This window comes from Streptomyces sp. NPDC014734, assembly GCF_043083325.1.
In the GTDB taxonomy this organism is placed as follows: domain Bacteria; phylum Actinomycetota; class Actinomycetes; order Streptomycetales; family Streptomycetaceae; genus Streptomyces.
This window is the reverse complement of sequence record NZ_JBIBYN010000006.1, coordinates 157450-178271: the sequence shown is the minus strand read 5'-3', so window position 1 is coordinate 178271 and position 20822 is coordinate 157450. Positions and strand designations below refer to the sequence as shown.

Sequence of the window (20822 nt, the reverse complement as noted above, 5' to 3'; positions counted from 1 at the left end):
TCACGGGCCCCAGATGTTGCTGTCCTGACGGTCGTGGCTCTCCCGGAGGTGCTGACCGGGGGCCTGGCCTGCCGCGGTGGCCGCCCGGTCGTGGCGTCCGTCTGCGGCCTGGGCGGCGACGCCCGCGTGGACGGCGACGACGGCCAGCGTGGCGGTGAGCAGGGCCTTGCAGGTGGTTGCGTACGGAAGCTTCATCGTGTCCCCCAGGTGTGCACGGGGCCGGTTCCGGTCCCGTGAGCGGTCTCCCTCTCCGGCGCGGCGGCCCCTCGCTCGGTCGTACGAAGGGTCCGCGGCGGCGCTTCGCCTCTGTGGCGCGGCGCCCCCGGCCGGTGAGATCACTCTGCTCGACGGATGAGGCACTGCCCAGGGTCCGCCCCTGTCAGGGAGTTGCAATGGCAGGACTCGGACAGGAGCGGGACTCGGACAGGAGTGGGACTCGGACAGGAGCAGGACTCGGACAGGAGCGGACGGCCGGACCGCCGATGCCGCGGAGTCGGCCGGCCGGGCCGTCCATGCGGTGGGGCTGTCACGGCCGGACCGTCCATGTGGCGGAGCGGACTGCCGGGCCACCGACGCGGCGGGGCTGTCGCCGCCGACGGGGTCACCCGTGGTTGCTCTCGTGGGAGAGCAGTTCCACCAGCATGGTCAGCGGGACGGTGGAACCCCGTACGAAGCGGGCCGCGCACCGCGACAGGACGTCGTCCGCGGCGTGTTCCGCGTCGGCAAGGGTGGGCTGGGCCAGGAAGAGCACCGCCGCGTCGGCCACCGGCGGCCGGGTGTAGATGTGCTCCACCCGGTGGCCGGAACGTACCGCCGCCCAGAGTTCGGCACTCACCTCGTCCGGTGAACGGTGCAGCGGGGGGTCGGCGTGAATGTTCACGAGGTACACGACGATCGCCCCGCAGATGTGACGGCTGATTCCCTGGATCTCGTGTGAACTTTCAGCCATCGAATATGGTGTGGGCTCACATCGGTCGCACAGCCCATCCAGGTGGGTGATGTGTGCGGATTGTGAGGCTTCTGCCTTTGGGGGAGGGATAGATGCTGCGTCAACTGGGCCTCGGTCCGGATGAGGAAGCGGTGTACCGCGCGATGCTCGCGGGCGGTACGGGGGGCATTTCCGGTCTGGCTGAGCAGTTGGGCTGGACGGAGCAACGATTCCGTGCTGCGCTGGACCGGCTGGCCGCGCTGTCGCTCGTGCGGCCGTCGGCTAACGGCGGTCCGGGCCGGCCCGTCGATCCGGAGCTGGGACTGACCGCGCTGCTCATGAGCCAGGAGGAGGAAGTCCTCGAACGGCAGCGTCAGATCAGCGCGAGCCGGCTCGCCATGACCCGGATGTTGGCCGATATCCGCGCTTCGGGCGGACAGGTGGCCACCGAGGTGCAGAAGCTCGGGACGCTGGACCAGATCCAGTCGAAGATCGAGCATCTCGCGAACACCTGCACCACCGAGGTGGCGGCCTTCGTGCCGGGGGGCGGGCAGAACGCGGAGAGTCTGGCAGCCGCCCGGCCGCTGGACCGGGAGACCACCGCCCGCGGCGTCCGGCTTCGGTATGTGTTCCTCGACAGCGCGGCCAATTCGCCGGCGACCCGGGATTACGTCAACTGGCTCGCCGAACGGGGCGGTCAGGTGCGGACCGTGCCCCGGCTGCCCTCGCGAATGCTCATCTACGACCGCCGCACGGCGATCGTGCCGGTCGATCCGGCCGCCGCCGACCTCGGCGCGCTGGTGCTGCACGGCACGGGGGCGGTGGCCGCGCTGCTGGCGTTCTTCGAGCACACCTGGCAGCAGGCCCGCTCGCTGGGCGAGACCGTGATCCGCGACGACGACGATCCGTTGCTGCCCCCGGAGCGGACCGTGCTCGAACTGCTCGCCCAGGGGATGACGGACGAGGCGATCGCCCGCCAGCTGGGGGTGTCGGTGCGGACCACCCGGCGCATCACCGCCGACCTGATGCAACGGCTGGGCGCCCGCAGTCGATTCGAGGCGGGCGTTCTCGCCGCGGGCCGGGGCTGGCTCGACATCCGGGGAGCGTCCCGGCAGTGACACCGCCCGGCCGGGGGGCGGGGCCGGGACCGGAGCAGGATCCAGGACCGGCCACCCCGAAACCGGGACCGGGACCGGAACCGGAGCAGGATCCAGGACCGGCCACCCCGAAACCGGGACCGGGACCGGAACCGGAGCAGGGTCCAGGACCGGCCACCCCGGAACCGGGACCGGGACCGGGAGTGGGCCCCGGCGTCCGGGCGGCGGCGCCGGGGGCTTCCGGTCGGGCGGGACTTTCGAAACGCTCCCCAGGTCCTGGGCCGACACGGAGATTCCCCTCGTTGCGCGACTGCCCGTCCAGGGTGCCGATGTGCCCTACAAATCCTCTGCACCGGCCAGTTGCAGGTGCGCGTGCCCGCCCTGCGGCCGGTCGCGGAACCATGCGACGGTCTCGGCCAGACCGCGCGCGGTACCGACCTGCGGCTGCCAGCCCAGGTCCTCGTGAGCCCTGGTGGTGTCCGGGCGTCGGACGGATGGGTCGTCCACGGGCCGGGGCACCTGCACGATACCGGAGGCGGACGCCGTGAGTTCACGGATCCACTCGGCGAGCCGGAGAACCGAAATCTCCTCCTGGTTACCGAGGTTGACCGGTCCGGCGAGGGTGTGGCCGGCCATCCGCACAAGTCCGTCGACCAGATCGGAGACGTAGCACAGCGACCGGGTCTGCGAACCGTCGCCGGCCACCGTGATCGGCTCCCCGGCGAGCGCCTGCCGGATGAACGTGGGCACGGCACGGCCGTCGTTGGCCCGCATCCGGGGCCCGTAGGTGTTGAAGATGCGGACGATGCCGGTGTCGACGCCGTGGGTGCGCCGGTAGGCCATGGTGAGCGCCTCGGCGTACCGCTTGGCCTCGTCGTAGACGGAGCGGGGCCCGACCGGGTTGACGTTGCCCCAGTAGCTCTCGGGCTGCGGGTGCACCAGCGGGTCGCCGTACGTCTCCGAGGTGGAGGCGAGCACGAACCGGGCGCCCGCGGCACGGGCGAGGTCCAGCAGGTGACGGGTTCCCTCGGATCCCACCCGCAGGGTTTCCAGGGGCAGTTCGAGGTAGTCGACGGGTGAGGCGGGCGAGGCGAGGTTCAGCACGGCCGCCACCTCGCCCTCGACGGTGAGCGGCCCCTCGCTGACGTCCGCCTCGATCAGCCGGAACCCGCCGTCGTCGGCGAGGTGGGCCACGTTCCGCGGATCACCGGTGCTGAAGTTGTCGACGCAGACGACACCCCAGCCGTCCGCGAGCAGTCGCTCGCACAGGTGCGAGCCGAGAAAACCCGCCCCACCGGCCACTACAGCTGTCCTGGCCATTTTTCATTCCCTCCCTGGAATCGCATGGCGTACCCGCACAGGAATGTCAGGACGATCCCCGGGGCGCATTGGAATGTGTCAGGAGTAAACCACTCCCCGCAAGGGTGTGTTTCTCATCCATCGCCCCGGCATGAAGATCTCACATGCGGTATGAGTTCCTCATGCCGGAGGGCGGGCGGGATTTGTTCACGCCGAATCGGTGAGCGGAACACTACCGGCGGCGGCATTCCTCCGAGCAGAATCCAATGTGTCAACAGCGCCGGAAGGGGCCCCGCCGAAGGGGCCGTTCCCTGAATTCCGGCAGCAGTGTTCCGGCAGCAGCACAGTGGAGGAGTCGCACGCCATGACGGAGAACGCCATCACCGCGGCCAACGTGGAAGAGCTGATCGCGAAGAACATCTCGGAGCGCTTCAGCAACGACCACGAGGTCCTCAAGCTCTCCCAGCACTTCCGCCGCGAGGGCTACGTGAAGCTCCCCGGTCTGGTCTCCGAGGAGATCTTCGCCGCGGTCGCCGACGAGACGCACCGGCTGATCGACGCCCACCAGAAGCGCATCGACATCCGTCTCAAGGAGACCGGGGACTCGCCGCGCTACATGTCGACGGTGGGCCAGAAGGCGATCGCCACGGACGGCTCGCTGATCCCCGCCGTCTACGAGTCCCCCGCGCTCAAGGGCTTCCTGTCCCGCCTGGCCAAGGAAGAAGTGCTGGACTGCCCGTGGGACGAGGAGAAGTACATCATCACCCGCCAGCACCAGAAGGGTGACACCCACGGCTGGCACTGGGGCGACTTCGGCTTCACGGTCATCTGGCTGATCGAGGCCCCGTCCCTGGAGTTCGGCGGCATGCTCCAGGCCATTCCGCACACCGACTGGAACAAGGACGACCCGCGCGTCGAGGAGTACCTCCAGGAGCACCCGATCCGCTCCTACGGGCACGCCAAGGGGGACCTGTACTTCCTGCGTTCGGACACCACCCTGCACCGCACGGTCCCGCTGAACGCCGACAAGACCCGCATCATCCTCAACACCTGCTGGGCGAGCAACGCCGACCTGTCGAAGACCGCCACGCACGAGACCATGAACGCGATGTTCGACTAGGAGGCCCGAAATAACGAGAGCAGAGAATGATGGCCAGGATGCCTGCCACGCTTTCGATCACCGCGATGGTGCCCTGTTACAACGAGGAGGAGTGCATAGAGCAGGCATACCTGGAAATCAGGGAGGAGATATACCGGTACGAGGATTCCGAGATCCTCTTCGTCGACGACGGAAGCACCGACCGCACCCTTGAGATCATCAAGCGGATAGCCGAATCGGATGCGCGCGTCAGCTACCTCTCGTTCGCCCGGAATTTCGGCCTCGAATCCGCGTTCACCGCCGGATTCGCCTATGCCTCGAAGGAATGGACGGTCCAGCTCGACGCCGACCTCCAGTCCCCGCCCGCCGAACTCCACAAGCTCGCGCAACGGGCCGCCGAGGGCGGGTACGACGCCGTCTTCGCGGTCCGCAGGGCCCGCCAGGACCCGTGGCACCGGCGGCTCGGCACCCGGGGCCACCAGGCCATCGCCACCCGGGTCCTGGGCATCGAACTGCCCGTCCACGCCTCGGTGTTCCGGGTGGTGCGCACCTCGGTGGCCCGCAAGGTCGCCGAGTGCAAGGTCAGCACGCCGTACTTCATCGCCACGCTGCCGCTGATCGGGGCGCGGTACACCACGGTGGAGACCGCGCACTCCGCGCGGAGCGCGGGCCGGGGCAAGTGGTCGCTGGGCAAACTGTTCGGGCACGCGATCGACCTGTTCGTCGGCTTCTCGTACCGGCCGCTCGTCCTCGTCTACCTGGCGGCGGCCGGTGCCGCCGCCTCGGCGGCGGCGCTCCTGCTCGGTCACGGCGACACCCGGCTCCTCACCGCGGTGTCCGTGGTCCTGCACGCCGTCGGCCTCGGCACGCTCGCGCTGTTCGCCCGCTACCTGGTGCGCATCATGCGCGGCAGCGCCGGCCTGCCCCGCTACCAGATCCGCGAGGCCAACATCCCCGTACGACCGGGCGACGACCTCTACGCGTACCGACACGAGTCCACCGGCCGGGCGACCCCCGGAACGGTGCTGCAGACAGGGAATCTGCCATGAACAAGCCCCATGTCCTCGTGCTCGGCGGGGGCGAGGACCAGCTGCCCGCCTACCACGAGGCCCGCCGCCTCGGCTACGGCGTCGTCGGCGTCGACCAGCGTCCCGAGGCGCTCGGCGCGACCGCCGCCGACCTGTTCCTGTGCATGACCACCCGGGACCCGCGGCGGATCGCCGCCATGGTCGGCCACCTCGACGTCGCGGCGGTGATCTCACCGGCCAGCGACGCGGCGCAGGAGTCCGTCGCGGAGCTGAGCCGCATCCTGGGGACCCCGCACCAGCCGGCCCCGGACGCGGTCCGGGCCTCCGTCGACAAGGGCTACTTCCACTCCGTCCTGGAACGGCTCGGCCTGCCCACCTACCGCCACGTCCAGTCCGCGGACCCGGACGAACTGGAACGGGCCGCCGCCGGACTGCCGCTGCCCGTCATCGTCAAACCCAGCGACTCCTCCGGCAGCAAGGGCGTCCAGGTCGTCGCCGACCCCCGGGCCCTGCCCGCGGCGCTGGACGAGGCGCGGCGCCACTCCTTCTCCGGCCGGGTGATCATCGAGGAGATGCTGCTCGGCCGGCACCTGTCCGCCGAGGCGTTCCTGCGCGGCTCCAGGCTCGGCACCGTCGCCGTGACCGAGCGCACCACCACCGGCGCCCCCCGGATGATCACCACCGGGCACACGGTGCCCGCCGAACTGCCGCCCGCCACCGAGATCCGGCTCCGCTCACTGATCATGGACATCTGCGGGGAGCTCGGGCACATCGACGGGCCGGTCAACTTCGACTTCGTGGTCGACGACCGCACCGAGGAGATCCGCTTCATCGAGATGGGCGCCCGGCTCGGCGGCAACGGCATGCCGTTGCTGGTCAAGCACGCCTACGGCATCAACACCTACGAGGCCGCGCTGCACCTCGCGCTGGGCGAGGACTTCGACCTGACGCCCCGCCACAACAAGAAGACCGCCCTGCGCATCCTCACCAGCGACACCGACGGCATCCTGCGCACCGTCGAGGGCGCCGACGCGGTCCGCGCCCTGCCGCAGACCGTCGAACTCCAGATCTTCGCGAAGTCCGGCAGCCGGGTCCACCGCTACACCCAGGCGGGCCACAAGCTCGGCTACCTCCTGCTCGTCGCGGACAGCCACACCGAACTCCGTGAGGCGCGGGCCCGGGCCGAGGCCCTGCTCCGCTTCGGCGTGGAGCCCGACCCGCCCCGCGCCCCGCGCATCCCGCCCGTCGGCCCCGAACTCCTCACGGAGAAATCCCCGCACGACCTGCCCGTCGGCCCCGAACTCCTCACGGAGAAAACCCCGTGAACACCGTCCGTCGGCCCCGAACTCCTTACGGAGAAGACCCCGTGAACACCGTCCGGCGCAACGCGCCCTTCCTCATCCTCTTCGCGCTCGCCGCCGTCTTCGCGGGCATCGTGTGGTTCGTCCTGCCGCACGACCGCGAGGTCAAGAACCTCGGCATCCTGCTGTTCAAACTCGTGCCGTTCATCCTCGCCACCGAGGCCGTCGCCCAGCTCGACCCGGCATGGGCCAGGAAGATCCACCTGCACCTGGCGATACCGCTGTGCTTCCTGCTCTACTTCGTCTACTTCGTGCCGAAGATCTTCTTCGTCGCCGAGGTCCACCCCGAGCTCTACTACTACATCCTGACGCTGACACCGTTCCTGGTGCTGAGCCTCGTCTTCTCGTTCCGCGTCGGCGGCGGCGCCTCCCACCTGGTGCGCCGGCTGTCCTACGCGATGATCCTGCTGATGCTCTCCGGCGTCGAGGACTTCGCCTACCTCACCGTCAACGACCACACCGACCCGCAGTGGCAGACCATCCCCGAGGTGTGGACCTGGGCCTCCCACATGACGGTCTTCATCGGCCACGCCCCCAGCAAGTACGAGGCGTACGCCTTCATCATCACCCACCTGGTGCTCGTCGCGTTCGTGCTGTTCGCGCCCACCCGCTGGTTCGCCCCGGTCACCCGGATCCTCCGCCGCCCCGGCACCCGGGTCCCCGAGGCCGGCTGACGGCCGGCCGCGACGAGGAGACGACGACGATGTTCCTCCGAGAGGCCTGGTACGTGCCCGTCACGTATCTCCGCCAGTACGGCACCCGGGGCTCGCTGCGCCGCCGCCAACTGGCCCAGTTCAACGCGATGCTGGCGCACGCGCGCACCCGGGTGCCGTACTACCGCGACCACCCGGACCACCGCACCGGACCGCTGCGCACCCTCGCCGACACGGCCCGGCTCCCGGTCCTGGACAAGGAGGTCCTGCGCGCCAGGCCCCTGGAGGACTTCCTCGCCGACGGTGTGACCCCCGGCTCCCTGCCCACCTTCCGCACCAGCGGATCCACCGGGCGCCGGATCACCGTGGTGCACGACCGGCGCAGCCACGACTACCACATGGCCGCCTGCGTGCGCCGCTTCCTGGCGACCCGCCGCTACCTGCCGACCGACCGGCTCTCGCACATCCGGCCCTTCGCGCCGCCCTCGCGCGGCTTCGAGAAGGCCAAGCTGTTCCGGCGGCACGTCCTGCTCACCGACCGCGCGATGGACGACATCAAGGCCGAACTCCTCGCCGAGCGGCCCCAGGTGATCATCGGCTACCCGGTGCACCTGCGTGCCCTGCTCCGGGCCCTGACCCCGGCCGAACTCGCCGTGCTGCGCCGCACCCTGCGGCTGGTCATGACCGAGTCCGAACTTCTCGTCGACGCCCACCGGGCGCTGTTCGAGAAGGAGTTCGGGGTGCCGGTGCGCGACGAGTACTCGGCGTTCGAGGTGCTCAACATCGCCTACGAGTGCGCGTACGGCCGGGCCCACCTCGCCGAGGACCGCCTGCTGGTGGAGATCCTCGACGAGCGGGACCGGCCGCTGCCGGACGGCTCCGAGGGGCGGGTGGTGGTGACCGCGTTCATGGAGCGCGCGATGCCGCTGATCCGTTACGACCTCGGGGACATCGGCAGGATCGAGACCCGGCCCTGCCGGTGCGGGCGGCGCTTTCGCACCCTGCGGCTCACCGTCGGCCGGGTCAACGACTCGGTCCTGCTGCCCACCGGGCGTCACCTCTACCCGGACACCTTCCTGCACCTGGCGGCGACGTTCCCCGGCATCGCCGAGTGCTCCGTCCACCAGGACCGCGCGGGCGCCGTCCGGCTCGACGTGGTCCCGGCCGGGGCCATGGACGACGACGCCTGGGCCGCACTGTGCGCGGCGGTGGCCGAGCGGCTGCACACCGTGGCCGAGTGCGCGTTCCCGCTGCGCGTCGTGAAGGCCGACCGGATCGAGATCACCGCGGGCGGCAAGGGCCGTTTCGTGACCTCCGAGGCGGTGGCACCCGGGCCGGTGCCGGCCGACGCCCCATGACGGCCGACGCCCCGGCCCCGGCACGGGACCGGCAGGCGGGCGGGGCCGTCCCGCGGCGGCCCACCACCGGCCTGCTGACCTCGCTGCTCGCCGGACGCGCCGCGTTCCGGCTCGCCCTGCTCGGCGCGAACACCGTCCTCCTGGCGAGCTGGGGCCAGGGCCCCTACGCGCACTACGCCGGGGCCATGGGCACCGCCCAGGTCCTCACCACGATCACCTCCCTCGGCATCGAGAAGTCCGCCCTGAAGCTGGTCCCCCGGGCCCGGCGCACCGGCGGCCAGCTGATCAGCGTCTTCCTCGCCTGCGCACTGGCCCTCACCGGAGCGGTCGTGCTGTGGCTGGGCTGCGCGACGGCGTTCGTGGCGGCCGACGACCACCGGATGGCGATGCTGCTGGCCGGCCTGTACGCCTCCCTGCTCGGCCTGAACACCGTCCTGGTCGGGCTGTGCCGGGCGCTGGGCCGCAACCGTGCCGACATCGCCAACTTCGCGGCCCTGTCGCTGACCGTCGTCACCGGGACCGCCCTCACGGCCCTGTTCGACCGTGGTCCGGTGTTCTTCATCGGCTGGCTCCTGGGCGGGACCGCCGTGCTCAACCTGGCGCAGTTGCCCGCGCTGTACCGGGCCGCCGCCCGGCCGGTGCGCCGCCGGGTGGCCGTACCCGCCGTCTCCACCTCCCTGCTCATGGCGGCCGGGGACGTCGCCGCCTCCGGCACGCTCAGCCTGCTCTTCGCCCTGCTCGGCGCCTCCCGCCACCACGCGCAGAGCGGTCACCTCTACCTGATGGTGCTCGCCTCGTCCGTCCTGCTGAACGGCTTCGGCTACCTCATGCGGCTCTTCCAGCCCCATGTGTCGCTGACCCTGCGCACCGTGGAGGCCGATCTGCTCGACCGCCGGGTGGCACGGCGGCTTCCCCAGATCGCGGTGACCGGAACGGTGTGGACCGCGCTCGCGCTCCTGCTCACCCACCACGCCGAACGGAGCGGCCTGGTGTCGCCGCCGGTCGCCGTCCTGCTCCTGTATGTCCTGTGCGTACCGCTGTTCTTCGCGGTCGGCAGCGTCAACTACCTGCTGGAGAACGCCACCGCGCGCACCCTGCGGGTCACCGCCGCCGGATCGGTGGCCGGGCTCGTCTGCGCGGTCCTCCTCGGCCTGGTGCTGGTGCCCGCGCTCGGCGCGCTCGGCGCGGTCACCGCGCTCGTGACCGGGGAGATCGCCCACGCCCTGGCCGCCCGTCTGCTGCTGGGGGCCGGCGCGAGACCGGCCGCCGCCCCGGCCCCGTGACCACCGCGCCCCGTGACCACCGGCCCGTGACCATCGCGCCCCGCGCAAACCCGACCCACCTGGGGGAGCCCACCCGATGAACGACCGTCCCCGGACCGGCCGCGGCCCTGCCGACGACCGTCCCGCCGATGCCCGTGCCACCGAAGCCCGTACCGCCGCTTCCCGTACCGCCGACGGCCCTCGCGCGGACGGGCGGCCCGCCTGGCGGGGCGTCGTCTACCCGCTGCTGATCTCCGTCCTCGCCCTGGGCGCGCTCTTCGCCGTGCTCGGTCTCGGTGTCGGGGTGCCCGACGACCTCCCGGCGGGCGCCGCCGCGACACCTCCGGCCGAGGCCGCCCGCGCCAGTGAGACGCTGCTGCGGGTGGTGGCCGCGCTCGCCGCCGTCGCCGCCGTCGCCGCGGCGGGCGGCGCGCTCGCCCGCCGGATCGGCCAGCCACCGGTCGTCGGCGAGATAGCCGCCGGTCTGCTGCTCGGCCCGTCCTGCCTGGGGGCGTTCCTCCCGGTCTCGAAGGAACTGTTCTTCCCGGAGAGCGCCGCGCCGGTGCTGAACCTGCTCGCCCAGGTCGGCCTGATCCTCTTCATGTTCTCCGTCGGATCCGAGTTCGACCCCTCCCAACTGCGCCGCAGCGGGCGCGTGGTGGGGGCGGTCAGCCAGGGCAGCATGATCATCCCGTTCGTCCTGGGGGTGCTGTCCTCGGGGCTGGTCTACCGGGAGTTCGCCGCCGGGCACGTCGGGTTCCTGCCGTTCGCGATCTTCCTCGGCACGGCGATGAGCATCACCGCGTTCCCGGTGCTCGCCCGGATCGTGCAGGAGTCGGGCCTGTCCCGGCACCCGCTCGGCACCATGGCGATGACCTGCGCAGCGGCCTGCGACGTCATCGCCTGGGGAGCCCTGGCCACCGCGATGGCCGTGGCCGGGGCGGGCAGCGTCTGGGGCGCGGGCGGCACGGTGCTGCTGGCCGCCGCCGTCGCGGCAGCGGTGCTGCTGCTGGGACGCCCGCTGGTGCGGGCCGCCGAGCAGTGGTCGGACCGGGTGGGGCTGCCCGCCGCCGCCCGGCTGGTGTTCCTGCTGCTGCTCGTCTTCTCGCTGGCCTGGCTCACCGACCTGATCGGCGTCCACTCCATCTTCGGCGCTTTCCTCGCCGGTCTGCTGCTGCCGCACCGCCCTGACAGTTCGCTGACCGCGGTGCAGACCCGCGTCGACTCCCTCAACCGGCGGCTGCTGCTGCCGCTGTTCTTCCTGTCCGTCGGCATGACCGTCGACCTCACCCAGGTCACCGGACACGCCGGACTGCTGCTGGCCGGGACCGTCGCCATCGTCACCGCGGTGGCCGGCAAGCTCGCCGGAACCGCCGTCACCGCCCGCACCGCGGGCCTGTCCTGGCGGTACTCGCTCGGGCTCGGTGTCCTCCTCAACGCCCGCGGCGTCACCGAGATCGTCGTGCTCCGGGCCGGACTCGACGCCGGGCTGATCAACCAGAACGCGTTCACCGTGCTGGTCGTGATGGCCGTCCTCACCACGGTGATGACCGGACCCGCGCTCGGCCTGCTCGGCCTCTCCGGCCGGGCGGCGTCCCCCGTCCCCGCGCACCCAGAACCCGCCCCCAGAGAGAAGGAACCCGCATGACCACCGGCAGCAACACCACCGCCCCCGTCTCCCTCGTCACCGGCGGCGCCGGCTTCATCGGCTCCCACGTGGCGCGCGAACTCCTCGCCGCCGGCCACCGGGTGATCGTCCTCGACGACCTCAGCGGCGGCGTGCGCGGCAACGTCCCCGCCGAGGCGGAGTTCCGGCACGGCAGCGTCTGCGACCCCGAGGTGGTCGACGCCGTGTTCGCCGCCCACCGCGTCGACTACGTCTTCCACCTCGCCGCGTACGCCGCCGAGGGCCTGAGCCACTTCATCAAGCGCTTCAACTACATGAACAACGTGGTCGGCAGCGTCAACCTGATCAACGCCGCGGTCAACGCGGGCTCGGTGAAGTGCTTCGTGTTCACCTCGTCGATCGCCGTTTACGGGGCGGGCCGGCTCCCGATGAGCGAGGACCTGGTACCCGCGCCCGAGGACCCGTACGGCATCGCCAAGTTCTCCGTCGAGCAGGAACTCCAGGTGACCCACCGGATGTTCGGGCTGCCGTACGTCATCTTCCGGCCGCACAACGTCTACGGCGAGTACCAGAACATCGGCGACCGCTACCGCAACGTCATCGGCATCTTCATGAACCAGGCGCTGCGCGGCGAGGAGTTCACCGTGTTCGGCGACGGGGAGCAGACCCGCGCGTTCAGCTACATCAAGGACGTGGCGCCCGCCATCGCCCGCTCGGTGGAGACCCCCGAGGCGTACAACGAGGTCTTCAACGTCGGGGGCGACCGGGTCTACAGCGTCAACCGCATCGCGGCGGCGGTCTGCGACGCGATGGGCGTGGACCTGCGCGTCAACCACCTGCCGGAGCGCGACGAGGTGCGGGACGCCTACGCCACGCACGACAAGGCCCACAAGGTGTTCGGCGTCCCCGAGCACCCGGTGGACCTGGAGGACGGCATCGGCCGGATGGCCCGCTGGGTGCGGGAGGTCGGCCCGCAGGAGCCGTCCGTGTTCTCCGGCATCGAGGTGGTCCGCAACCTGCCGCCGTCCTGGCGGGCCGCCCTGGAGGAACGCCGCTCGATCTGAGCGCCCGACGAGATCCCGGGGGCGGCCCGGCCCCGCCGCCCCCGGGGGCTCAACCACCCGCTCCGGCCCGCACCTTCACGATCTTGATCTTGCCGTTGCGTTCCGGAGCGATGAACGGCACCGGGGTGACCGTCACGTCGAAGTCCGGCACCGCCTGACGCACCGACGCGGCGATCCGGTCCACCACCGACCCGTCGGCGTGCGGCGCCAGCACCACCGCGACGGTGACCTGCGCGGGCCGCTCCTGCACCAGCTGCATGCGCGCCACCTCGGGGAAGTCCTGCACCCTGTAGGTGAGGAAGTCGGCGTAGAACTCCCGCCCGTCCGCACCCCGGAAGCGGTCCTCGCTGCGCCCCTGCACCCGCAGCACCACCGGGGTACGGCGCCCGCAGCCGCAGTCGGCCGGACCGATCGTGACCCGGTCGCCGAGCCGGTAACGGATCAGCGGCATCGCCTCGCTGTACAGCCGGGTCACCAGGATCTCGCCCTCCACCTCGCGGCTGCCGTCGGCGAGGACGGCGGTGCCGTCGTCCTGCTCCACCTCGACCACCACGTCCGCGCCGCGCAGGTGCAGCGAGCCGCGCCGGCAGGTGCGGGCCACCGTGAACACCTCGACGGAGGCGTACACCTCGTGGCACCGCGCCCCCAGATGGCCGAGCACCCGGGCCCGCGCGGTCGGTGTCAGCCGCTCGCCGCCGAACAGCACCCGGCGCGCGCCGGTGTAACGCGTCCCGCGCCGCTCCAGTTCGTCCACGACGGAGGCGATCACGTGCGGGAAACCCACGAGGAAGGTCGGCCGGGCCGCCAGGAACGCCTCCACCTGCTCGTCCAGGGTGGAGCTGGTGTCGATGTGGAAGGTGCGCAGCAGCCCGAACCGTTCCAGCGGGTGGCGCAGGAACGGCTTGACCCGGAAGTACGCCATCCGGTCCCACGGCCGCAGACCGGAGGCCAGCATGTCGTACAGGTACGAGGCGCGCAGGTACCCCAGGTCGCGCTCCGAGTTGCGGACGGTGATGGGGATGCCGGACGAGCCGCTGGTGGTGCCCGGTTTGGTGGTGGCGGTGGTGAACCCGGCCGCGAGGAGTTCCCCGGGCGGGCAGGAGTGCAGGTCGGTGCGGTCCAGGACCGGCAGCGAGGGCAGGTCCCGCGGGCCGCGGAAGGCGGCGGCCGTCGCCGGGTCGATCAGTTCGCGGTAGCGCGGCACCCGCGCCTGCGCGTGCCGCACCAGCCGGACCAGCAGCCGCCGCTGCTCCTCGGCGAGCCGTTCCGGGGCCGCCCGGTCGAGGCGTACGGTCCGCACGAGGTTGCGCAGCACGGGGCCGAGCTTCATGACGGGTGAGAGTCCTGGGGTCACGGTGTTCTCCGCATGATGGGGGTGCCGTGCACGGGGCAGCGCCCCGGACGGAACGACTCCGCCGCGTCCGGGCGGGCGTGGACGAGGGTGGGAAGGCGTCGGCGCAGCAGGGTCAGCACGGTCGTGTCGCCGAGCGGGCGGGCGTCCACCCGGCCGGTGTTGAGGTGCAGTTCCCCGCAGGAGGGGGGCACCGCCCCGAGGTGGCCGAGCCACGGCTCGTACCAGAGCGCGCCGGGGAGCGGCCCGGACGCGGCGGTCTCGGCCAGGCTGGTGCGGGCCACCCGCGCCTGGTCCGGGCCGCACGGCGGGCCGGTGCCGCCGGGGTCACCGACCACCACCGCGGGGCCCTCGGGCAGGGTGCCGGGCCGGGTGCCGCCTTCCGCGTACGGGTCGGTGCGGGCGTCGGCGGTGAGCACGGTCCGCCAGGTGGAGCCGTGGGCCCGGACCGGGTCGCGCAGGCCCCGTGCCGCCTCGTACACGTCAAGGCCGCGGGTGCGGTGGCCGGCCAGCCGGAGCGCCTCGTACAACTCGTCGACGTGCTCGGCCGCCGGGCGGCCGGGCTCCCGGCGGGCCGGTGGCGCGGCGCCCAGCGGCATCAGCAGGTGCCGCCGCTCCTCCGCCTCGGCGCGGCCGAGCGGTGGCAGGGTCCCGGTGGCGGCGTACCGCTCCCGGTAGTGCGGGACCGTGCGCACCGCGCGTCGCACGGTCCGTGGATAGGTGTGCGGTCCACCCGCCATGTCAGCAGAGGGTGTTCTGGTCGTGGACGAGCAGCCACCGGCCGTCCGTGCGGGCGAAGACCAGGCCGAGCAGGTAGGACAGCCGGTAGGGCTCGCCCTCCGCGTCCAGGTCGCGGTAGTCGACGCGGAGCACGGCGACCGCGGTGTCGTCCTGCACCACGGAGCCGGTGAGCTCGGTCCCCATCGTCCAGTCGGGGTCCCGGAACCAGTCCCGGTGGAAGGCCCGGACGTCCTCGGCGCCCGTCACGGTCCTCCCGTCGGGCAGGATGCAGGTCGCCTCGTCGTGGACCGTTTCCATGTACGCGTCCAGGTCGCGGGCGTCGATGGCCGCCAGGTGGTGTTCGAGGGCGGTGGTGAACTCCATGCGGAGGGTCCTGCTTTCTCGGCGTGGTGCCGTCATCGGTCCGGCGCGTGTCCTCACGGGCCGGGGCGTGGTCGTGCGGGCCGGGGCACGCACGGTCGTGCGGGTCGAGAAGGACTCGGGGAAGAACTCGGGGAAGGGCTCGGGGAAGGGCTCGGGGAAGGGCCCGAAGGCCTCGGAACGGCTCAGAAGGGGACGGCGACGGCGTGCCGCTCCACCACGACGGCGCCGAAGGACTCCTTGAGTCCGCGCATGCCGGGCCCCAGGTGGACCGCGCCCACCCCGGCGCCGATCATCCGGTCGATCTCGCGCAGGTACAGGTCCAGGTACAGGTCGCGGGTCCCGTCCGAACCGGTCACCGTGGTGGCCCAGCCGCCCGGCACGTCCAGCACCAGGTCGAGCGAGAGCAGCCGGCCCGACGCGCGCTCGCGGTGGGTGAAGTAGGAGGCGCCCGGATGGGTGTTGAGCCTCTCGAAGTAGGCGGGCAGCAGCGGGGTGGTCGCCCCGGGGCGGCGGGTGTGCTTCATCCGGGTCAGCTGGTCGAGGCGGCTGGCACGGACCGGGTCGACGGCCGCCACCCGTTCCGTGACCAGGCCGGGGTCGTCGCCGACCCGTTCGTACAGGGCGGTGAGCCGACGGCGCCTGGTGCGCGGCAGTCCCGCGAAGTAGGCGTCCATGGAGTCCCAGCGGTTGTGCAGCACCGAGCAGGGCGCCGTCCTCCGGCGGACCGTGAACCGGCCCGTGGTGTCGGCGAGTTCGTCCTTCTCCACGTCCCGGTGCAGGACGCCCAGGCAGCGGGCGCCCAGGTGCCGGCGAAGCGCCCGTTCGAAGGCGCGCAGCGCGGTGCGGCGGGCGGCGGCGTCGAGCCGGTCGGCGTAGGTGCGGCCGCTGCTGAAGCTGTTCGGCAGATGGACCTGGAACCAGCCCGGCGGCCGGGGGCGTTCCGGGGCGGCGAACCGGCCGGACGGGGACAGCAGCCCGAGCAGCCCGCAGAACGCGGCGACCGGTTCGCCGGCGTCGCGGACCAGGCCCGCGTGGACCGGCCGGAGGCTGCCCCAGGCGGCGGCCTCCAGCAACGCCTCCTCCCACAGGGCGCAGCCGTTCGACGAGCGGACGAGGGCGTCCCAGCCGTCGGGGGCGGGGCCCCGGCCGGGGGTGAAGATCTCAGCCCGCATGCGGCACCGCCTCCTGGAGCGCGGGTTCGTGAGGGCCGGACTCCCCGGACTCCCCGGACGGCGACGACCCGGGCGGCGACGACCCGGGCGGCTGCTGCTCCGTCGGCCGCCCGTCCGGGTCCGTCGGCAGCGGCTCACCGCGCAGCGGGCGGCGGCCGTGGTCGCGGTAGGCGGCCAGGGCGTCGGCGAGCACGGCGGGGGTCAGGGCGTCGGCGAGGGTGTCGAGCCGCGGCCCGTGTCCGGTGCCGAACAGGGCCCCGTAGATCTCCCGGAAGTCCTCCCGGGTGCGGGCGTCGTGGGGGGCGCCGGGACCGTCGTGGGCGCGCAGCCGGTCGATGAGCGCGTCGACGGCCGGGCCGGTACGGGTGGGGGCGGCGGTGCCCCCGTATCGGTGACGGCCGTGCGTGCGCAGCCAGGTCTGCGCGTGGCGCACCCGTTCGGCGAGGAACTCCCCCGCCGCGTGCGGGTGGCGCTGTTCCAGGTGGCGCAGGGCCGGTGCGGCCCGGCCGCCGTGGGCGTGGAGCGCGCCGACCACCGACCGCATGCCCGGCAGCACGGCGCGTTCCGCCGGGTCCTCGTCGCTCAGCAGGTCCCACAGGACGCGTGCCCGTTCCCGGTCCGGCACGGCACGCGCGAACCTGTCGAAGGTGTCGTACGCGCCGAAGAACGCGCCGGGCCCGAAGCCGAGCCGGAAGTCGGAAAGGCAGTTGCCCCGGGCGTAGAGCCACAGCACCAGCACCGGCGGGTAGACCGCCAGCAGGTCCCGGACGTACGGGCCGCCGCCGCGCGAGCCGGACACCTTGCCTCCGCCGCGCTCGCCGCGCACCAGCCCGTACGGCACGATGACCGGCTGCGGACGGCGGAGGTAGTGGTCGTAGACGGGCCGGGTGCGGTCCATCGTGCTGCCCGCGCTGCAGTGGTCCTGTCCGGCGGGCTCGCAGTCGATGTGCTCGTGGGCGACCCGCAGGGCCCAGTCGAGCGCCCACGACGGTTTGACGACCGCCGGGTCGCGCGCGGTGAGTTCGGCGCCGCACCCGTGGCAGCGGTACCGGGCCGCCGCCGCGCCCAGTTCGTGGATCTCGGTGTCGTTGCGGCCGCACTGGAGGCAGTAGACGGCGAACAGGTCGCGTCCGTCTTCCTTGCCGAGCAGCCGGGCCAGCCGTCCCGCGTCGCGCTGGAGGCGCCGCTGCCGCTCGCGGTACTCGCCCGAGCGGTAGCGCTCGAACTGGTAGTGCGTCTCCCACCGGGAGCCGGGCGGTGTCCGGCCGTCCTCGTCGGCGTCGGCCGGCAGGATGCCCATGTCCCGCAGCTCCGCGAGGTAGGCGCGGCAGATCCGGGTGGCGCGCTCCCGGTGCACGGCCAGCGGGCGCCCGCCGTGTCCGGCGAGTTCGGGATCGCGGGCGGCCTGGCTCTCGCGCACCGGGTCGTAGTCGTCGAAGCTCAGCAGGATCGCCGAGCGCCGTCCCATCCCGGTCAGCGCCCGGTGCACCAGATGGGCGCAGACGGTGTCCCGGAAGTTCCCGATGTGGAAGTAGCCGGTCGGGGACATGCTCGTCTGGATCAGGATGCGGTGGTGCGCGGGGTGCCGGTCGGCGAGCCGCCGCGCGTAGTCGAGCGCCCAGTGCGGGGCCGCCCGGTCCTGCGCGTGCAGACCACCGCCGGGCGCGTCCGCCGCGGCCCCGCCCCGCACCCGCGCGCGTCGTGTCATTGGCATGACGGCAGTACAGCGCGAGCGCCGATGAAGGCCCTATAACGACCTGTGTCCCCCTGTCGGCGGCGGGCGCCCGGAGCCGGTCGGACGGCCTGCGGCCGGGGCCGCCCGGTGGAAGGCCACCCGACAGGCTCTCAGGCCAGCCAGCCGTTCTCCCGGGCGATCCGCAGCGCGTCGACACGGTTGCGGGCGCCGAGCTTGTTCACGATCGTCGTCAGGTAGTTGCGCACCGTGCCCACCGACAGGTTCGTGACGGCGGCGATCTGGGCGGCCTCCGCGCCCCCGGCGACCCGGTCGAGCACCTCGACCTCCCGCGGCGTGAGCGGGTTGTCCCCGATCTCCCAGGCGGCCATGGCGAGTTCGGGGTCGATGATGCGCCGCCCCGCCCCGACCTTGCGGACCGCTCCGGTGAGTTCCTCGGGCGAGGAGTCCTTCGGCAGGAACCCGCCGACCTGGGCCTCCAGGGCCCGCCACAACTGGCCGGGACGCGGCATGCCGGTGAGGATCAGCGTCCGGCAGTCCGGCACCTGCTCCCGCAGCCGGGCGGCGGCGGTGATCCCGTCCATCCCCGGCATGCCGATGTCGAGCACGGCGGTGTCGGCGCCGGTACGGATCACGGCGGGCACCACCTCGCTGCCGCTGCCCACCTGGGCCACCACCTCCAGATCCGGCTCCAGGTCCAGCAGCGCGGCGAGCGCCACCCGTATCACGTGCATGTCCTCGGCCAGCACGATCCGCTGCATGCGGTCCCCCTGTCTCCCGCTCGGCCGGTCGGTCGCCGTTCTGTGTACCAGGGAACGGAGCACGCCCGGCCGGGCCGTATAGCCCGGTGATAGCGCTCCCGGCGAAGCTCTGCGACCAGCAGGAGCAGTCGACGACAGCAGACCGGGGGACGCCGTGCCACAGCCTCTGACCGCACCGCCCACACCCGCACCCCCCATGCCCGCACCGCCCGCACCCGCACCCGCACACCCCACGGCCGTACCGTCCTCGCCGCCGCGCGCGGACGCCGCACTTCCCGCCGCCGAACGGCGCCGGATCGTCGTGGCGGAACGGGTCCGCTTCGCCCGCGACCTGCACGACCTGGTCGGACCGGGGCTGTCGGCGGTCATCCTCCAGTGCGAACTGGCGAACCGGCTCCTGGACAGCAGTCCGGACACCGCCCACGACCAGTTGGCCGAGGCGCTCCGGGGCATGCGCCGGCTCCTCGGCGAGGTGCGGACGGTGGCGCACGGCTACCACTGCCTTTCCCTGGACACCGAGATCGAGTCCGCCCGCACCCTGCTGGAGTCCGCGGGCGTGCGGACCGAAGTCGTCCTGGGGCGCGCGGCGCTGCCCGCACCGCTCCAGACGGTCCTCGCCGCGGTGGTGCGCGAGGCGACGGCCAACGTCCTGCGGCACAGTGAGGCCCGTTCCTGCTCGCTGCTGGTCCGGACCGGCACCGCGTCGGTCCGGCTCACCGTCAGCAACGACGGCGTACGTGCCCGCCGGGCCGCCGGACCGGCCCCGGGGATCGGCCTGCGCAGCCTCGCCGAACGGGTCGCCGCGGTCGGCGGGCACCTCACCCACGGCGCCGGACGGCCGGGCCACCACACCCTGGAGGCCCGCTTTCCGCTGCCGACGGCGGACACGCCCGGCTCCCGCGCATGCGTCCCCCACGTGACCGAGCCCACCCCCCACTCCGCCCGCACTCCCGCGACAATGAACCCGTGATCTCTTCGCCGCCACGGAGCACCCAGCGACGCGCCGACCACGCGGCGACCCCGTACGTCGATCTCTCCCGCGCCGAATGGAGCGCCCTGCGCGACAGGACCCCGCTGCCGCTGACCGCCGACGAGGTGGAGCGGCTGCGCGGGCTCGGGGACGTCATCGACCTCGACGAGGTGCGGGACGTCTACCTGCCGCTCTCCCGGCTGCTCAACCTCTACGTCCAGGCCACGTCCGGGCTGCGCGGCGCGCTGAACACCTTTCTCGGTGACGCGGGCAACGGGCAGGGCGCCCAGCGCGGCACCCCGTTCGTCATAGGGGTCGCGGGCAGTGTCGCGGTCGGCAAGTCCACCAGCGCCCGCATCCTCCAGGCCCTGCTGGCCCGCTGGCCCGAGCACCCCCGGGTGGAACGCGTCACCACGGACGGGTTCCTGCTGCCGATGAAGGAGCTGAGGGCGCGCGGGCTGATGTCGCGCAAGGGGTTCCCCGAGTCGTACGACCGGCGGGCGCTGACCCGGTTCGTCGCCGACATCAAGGCGGGCAAGGAGGAGGTGACGGCTCCCGTCTACTCGCACCTGATCTACGACATCGTGCCGGACGAGCGGCTCGTCGTGCGCCGCCCCGACATCCTGATCGTCGAGGGCCTGAACGTGCTCCAGCCGGCACTGCCCGGCAAGGACGGCCGCACCAGGGTCGGGCTCGCCGACTACTTCGATTTCAGCGTGTACGTCGACGCGCGGACCGAGGACATCGAGAGCTGGTACCTCAACCGGTTCCGGAAGCTGCGCGAGACGGCGTTCCGGGACCCGTGCTCGTACTTCCGCAAGTACACCCGGGTCTCCGAGGAGGAGGCCCTGGAGTACGCGGCCACGATGTGGCGGACCATCAACCGCCCGAACCTCGTGGAGAACGTCGCACCCACCCGGGGCCGTGCCACCCTGGTGCTGCGCAAGGGGGCGGACCACAAGGTCCAGCGGCTCTCCCTGCGCAAGCTCTGACCC

Annotated in this window: 20 protein-coding genes; 11 read left to right on the top strand and 9 right to left on the bottom strand. The window is 72.5% G+C overall.

The features are described from left to right. The gene (locus ACF1CT_RS12890; protein ID WP_391783840.1) at positions 1-195 is read right to left on the bottom strand and encodes a hypothetical protein; all 195 of its coding nucleotides are present in this window, start codon (positions 193-195) and stop codon (positions 1-3) included. A gap of 406 nt (positions 196-601) precedes the next feature. Continuing rightward, positions 602-949 carry a hypothetical protein gene (locus ACF1CT_RS12885; RefSeq protein WP_391783839.1) on the bottom strand — a complete coding sequence of 116 codons (348 nt, stop codon included), beginning with the start codon at positions 947-949 and terminating at the stop codon, positions 602-604. A 92-nt stretch (positions 950-1041) separates the two neighbouring features. Here ACF1CT_RS12885 and ACF1CT_RS12880 point away from each other — a divergent pair, with 92 nt between their 5' ends. After that, on the top strand, positions 1042-2046 hold the full coding sequence (locus ACF1CT_RS12880; protein ID WP_391783838.1) for a LuxR C-terminal-related transcriptional regulator: 1005 nt from the start codon (positions 1042-1044) through the stop codon (positions 2044-2046). A gap of 315 nt (positions 2047-2361) precedes the next feature. On the opposite strand, the gene ACF1CT_RS12875 is transcribed toward ACF1CT_RS12880, so the two are convergent. Beyond that, on the bottom strand, positions 2362-3345 hold the full coding sequence (locus tag ACF1CT_RS12875) for a UDP-glucuronic acid decarboxylase family protein (RefSeq protein ID WP_391783837.1): 984 nt from the start codon (positions 3343-3345) through the stop codon (positions 2362-2364). Between the two features lie 343 nt (positions 3346-3688). On the opposite strand from ACF1CT_RS12875, the gene ACF1CT_RS12870 reads away from it, so the two are divergent. From ACF1CT_RS12870 to ACF1CT_RS12835, 8 genes are all read left to right on the top strand, one after another. Beyond that, positions 3689-4444 carry an ArpA protein gene (locus ACF1CT_RS12870; RefSeq protein WP_391783836.1) on the top strand — a complete coding sequence of 252 codons (756 nt, stop codon included), beginning with the start codon at positions 3689-3691 and terminating at the stop codon, positions 4442-4444. A 38-nt stretch (positions 4445-4482) separates the two neighbouring features. Next, entirely contained in the window at positions 4483-5472 is a 990-nt protein-coding gene (locus tag ACF1CT_RS12865; protein WP_391783835.1) for a glycosyltransferase family 2 protein, read from the top strand. After that, complete coding sequence (locus tag ACF1CT_RS12860; RefSeq protein ID WP_391783834.1) at positions 5469-6776, top strand: ATP-grasp domain-containing protein; 1308 nt, start codon at positions 5469-5471, stop codon at positions 6774-6776. Before ACF1CT_RS12865 ends, ACF1CT_RS12860 begins: the two co-directional genes overlap by 4 nt. A gap of 41 nt (positions 6777-6817) precedes the next feature. Continuing rightward, entirely contained in the window at positions 6818-7486 is a 669-nt protein-coding gene (locus ACF1CT_RS12855) for a hypothetical protein (RefSeq protein WP_391783833.1), read from the top strand. 29 nt (positions 7487-7515) lie between these two features. Further along, positions 7516-8823 carry a phenylacetate--CoA ligase family protein gene (locus ACF1CT_RS12850; protein WP_391783832.1) on the top strand — a complete coding sequence of 436 codons (1308 nt, stop codon included), beginning with the start codon at positions 7516-7518 and terminating at the stop codon, positions 8821-8823. Beyond that, a complete protein-coding gene (locus ACF1CT_RS12845; RefSeq protein ID WP_391783831.1) occupies positions 8820-10106 on the top strand; it encodes a hypothetical protein in 1287 nt (428 codons plus the stop codon). The genes ACF1CT_RS12850 and ACF1CT_RS12845 overlap by 4 nt, the downstream gene beginning before the upstream one ends. A gap of 76 nt (positions 10107-10182) precedes the next feature. Further along, positions 10183-11733: a cation:proton antiporter gene (locus ACF1CT_RS12840; RefSeq protein ID WP_391783830.1), complete on the top strand. Its 1551-nt coding sequence runs from the start codon at positions 10183-10185 to the stop codon at positions 11731-11733. Next, the gene (locus ACF1CT_RS12835) at positions 11730-12776 is read left to right on the top strand and encodes an NAD-dependent epimerase/dehydratase family protein (RefSeq protein ID WP_391783829.1); all 1047 of its coding nucleotides are present in this window, start codon (positions 11730-11732) and stop codon (positions 12774-12776) included. Before ACF1CT_RS12840 ends, ACF1CT_RS12835 begins: the two co-directional genes overlap by 4 nt. Positions 12777-12825: 49 nt before the next feature. Here the strand turns inward: ACF1CT_RS12835 and ACF1CT_RS12830 are convergent, their stop codons facing one another. From ACF1CT_RS12830 to ACF1CT_RS12805, 6 genes are all read right to left on the bottom strand, one after another. Next, the gene (locus ACF1CT_RS12830; protein WP_391783828.1) at positions 12826-14130 is read right to left on the bottom strand and encodes a phenylacetate--CoA ligase family protein; all 1305 of its coding nucleotides are present in this window, start codon (positions 14128-14130) and stop codon (positions 12826-12828) included. Continuing rightward, complete coding sequence (locus ACF1CT_RS12825) at positions 14127-14867, bottom strand: hypothetical protein (protein ID WP_391783827.1); 741 nt, start codon at positions 14865-14867, stop codon at positions 14127-14129. The genes ACF1CT_RS12830 and ACF1CT_RS12825 overlap by 4 nt, the downstream gene beginning before the upstream one ends. 1 nt (position 14868) lies before the next feature. Then, entirely contained in the window at positions 14869-15231 is a 363-nt protein-coding gene (locus tag ACF1CT_RS12820; protein WP_391783826.1) for a YybH family protein, read from the bottom strand. Positions 15232-15413: 182 nt separating this feature from the next. Next, positions 15414-16403 carry a hypothetical protein gene (locus ACF1CT_RS12815; RefSeq protein ID WP_391783825.1) on the bottom strand — a complete coding sequence of 330 codons (990 nt, stop codon included), beginning with the start codon at positions 16401-16403 and terminating at the stop codon, positions 15414-15416. After that, positions 16393-18117, bottom strand: coding sequence for a lysine--tRNA ligase (locus ACF1CT_RS12810; protein ID WP_391783824.1), 1725 nt, complete (start codon positions 18115-18117; stop codon positions 16393-16395). Before ACF1CT_RS12810 ends, ACF1CT_RS12815 begins: the two co-directional genes overlap by 11 nt. A 131-nt stretch (positions 18118-18248) precedes the next feature. Beyond that, positions 18249-18857, bottom strand: coding sequence for a DNA-binding response regulator (locus ACF1CT_RS12805; protein WP_391783823.1), 609 nt, complete (start codon positions 18855-18857; stop codon positions 18249-18251). Between the two features lie 196 nt (positions 18858-19053). On the opposite strand from ACF1CT_RS12805, the gene ACF1CT_RS12800 reads away from it, so the two are divergent. Both ACF1CT_RS12800 and coaA read left to right on the top strand, forming a co-directional pair. Continuing rightward, on the top strand, positions 19054-19827 hold the full coding sequence (locus tag ACF1CT_RS12800) for a sensor histidine kinase (RefSeq protein ID WP_391783822.1): 774 nt from the start codon (positions 19054-19056) through the stop codon (positions 19825-19827). Beyond that, entirely contained in the window at positions 19824-20819 is a 996-nt protein-coding gene (gene coaA / locus ACF1CT_RS12795) for a type I pantothenate kinase (RefSeq protein WP_391783821.1), read from the top strand. Before ACF1CT_RS12800 ends, coaA begins: the two co-directional genes overlap by 4 nt. Positions 20820-20822: the final 3 nt, after the last annotated feature.

What these genes read in the sequence shown, in the direction of transcription:
- ACF1CT_RS12890 (WP_391783840.1), bottom strand. Translation starts at nt 195, where the DNA reads ATGAAGCTTCCGTACGCAACCACCTGCAAGGCCCTGCTCACCGCCACG.
- ACF1CT_RS12885 (WP_391783839.1), bottom strand. Translation starts at nt 949, where the DNA reads ATGGCTGAAAGTTCACACGAGATCCAGGGAATCAGCCGTCACATCTGC.
- ACF1CT_RS12880 (WP_391783838.1), top strand. Translation starts at nt 1,042, where the DNA reads ATGCTGCGTCAACTGGGCCTCGGTCCGGATGAGGAAGCGGTGTACCGC.
- ACF1CT_RS12875 (WP_391783837.1), bottom strand. Translation starts at nt 3,345, where the DNA reads ATGGCCAGGACAGCTGTAGTGGCCGGTGGGGCGGGTTTTCTCGGCTCG.
- ACF1CT_RS12870 (WP_391783836.1), top strand. Translation starts at nt 3,689, where the DNA reads ATGACGGAGAACGCCATCACCGCGGCCAACGTGGAAGAGCTGATCGCG.
- ACF1CT_RS12865 (WP_391783835.1), top strand. Translation starts at nt 4,483, where the DNA reads ATGCCTGCCACGCTTTCGATCACCGCGATGGTGCCCTGTTACAACGAG.
- ACF1CT_RS12860 (WP_391783834.1), top strand. Translation starts at nt 5,469, where the DNA reads ATGAACAAGCCCCATGTCCTCGTGCTCGGCGGGGGCGAGGACCAGCTG.
- ACF1CT_RS12850 (WP_391783832.1), top strand. Translation starts at nt 7,516, where the DNA reads ATGTTCCTCCGAGAGGCCTGGTACGTGCCCGTCACGTATCTCCGCCAG.
- ACF1CT_RS12845 (WP_391783831.1), top strand. Translation starts at nt 8,820, where the DNA reads ATGACGGCCGACGCCCCGGCCCCGGCACGGGACCGGCAGGCGGGCGGG.
- ACF1CT_RS12840 (WP_391783830.1), top strand. Translation starts at nt 10,183, where the DNA reads ATGAACGACCGTCCCCGGACCGGCCGCGGCCCTGCCGACGACCGTCCC.
- ACF1CT_RS12835 (WP_391783829.1), top strand. Translation starts at nt 11,730, where the DNA reads ATGACCACCGGCAGCAACACCACCGCCCCCGTCTCCCTCGTCACCGGC.
- ACF1CT_RS12825 (WP_391783827.1), bottom strand. Translation starts at nt 14,867, where the DNA reads ATGGCGGGTGGACCGCACACCTATCCACGGACCGTGCGACGCGCGGTG.
- ACF1CT_RS12820 (WP_391783826.1), bottom strand. Translation starts at nt 15,231, where the DNA reads ATGGAGTTCACCACCGCCCTCGAACACCACCTGGCGGCCATCGACGCC.
- ACF1CT_RS12815 (WP_391783825.1), bottom strand. Translation starts at nt 16,403, where the DNA reads ATGCGGGCTGAGATCTTCACCCCCGGCCGGGGCCCCGCCCCCGACGGC.
- ACF1CT_RS12810 (WP_391783824.1), bottom strand. Translation starts at nt 18,117, where the DNA reads ATGCCAATGACACGACGCGCGCGGGTGCGGGGCGGGGCCGCGGCGGAC.
- ACF1CT_RS12805 (WP_391783823.1), bottom strand. Translation starts at nt 18,857, where the DNA reads ATGCAGCGGATCGTGCTGGCCGAGGACATGCACGTGATACGGGTGGCG.
- ACF1CT_RS12800 (WP_391783822.1), top strand. Translation starts at nt 19,054, where the DNA reads ATGCCCGCACCGCCCGCACCCGCACCCGCACACCCCACGGCCGTACCG.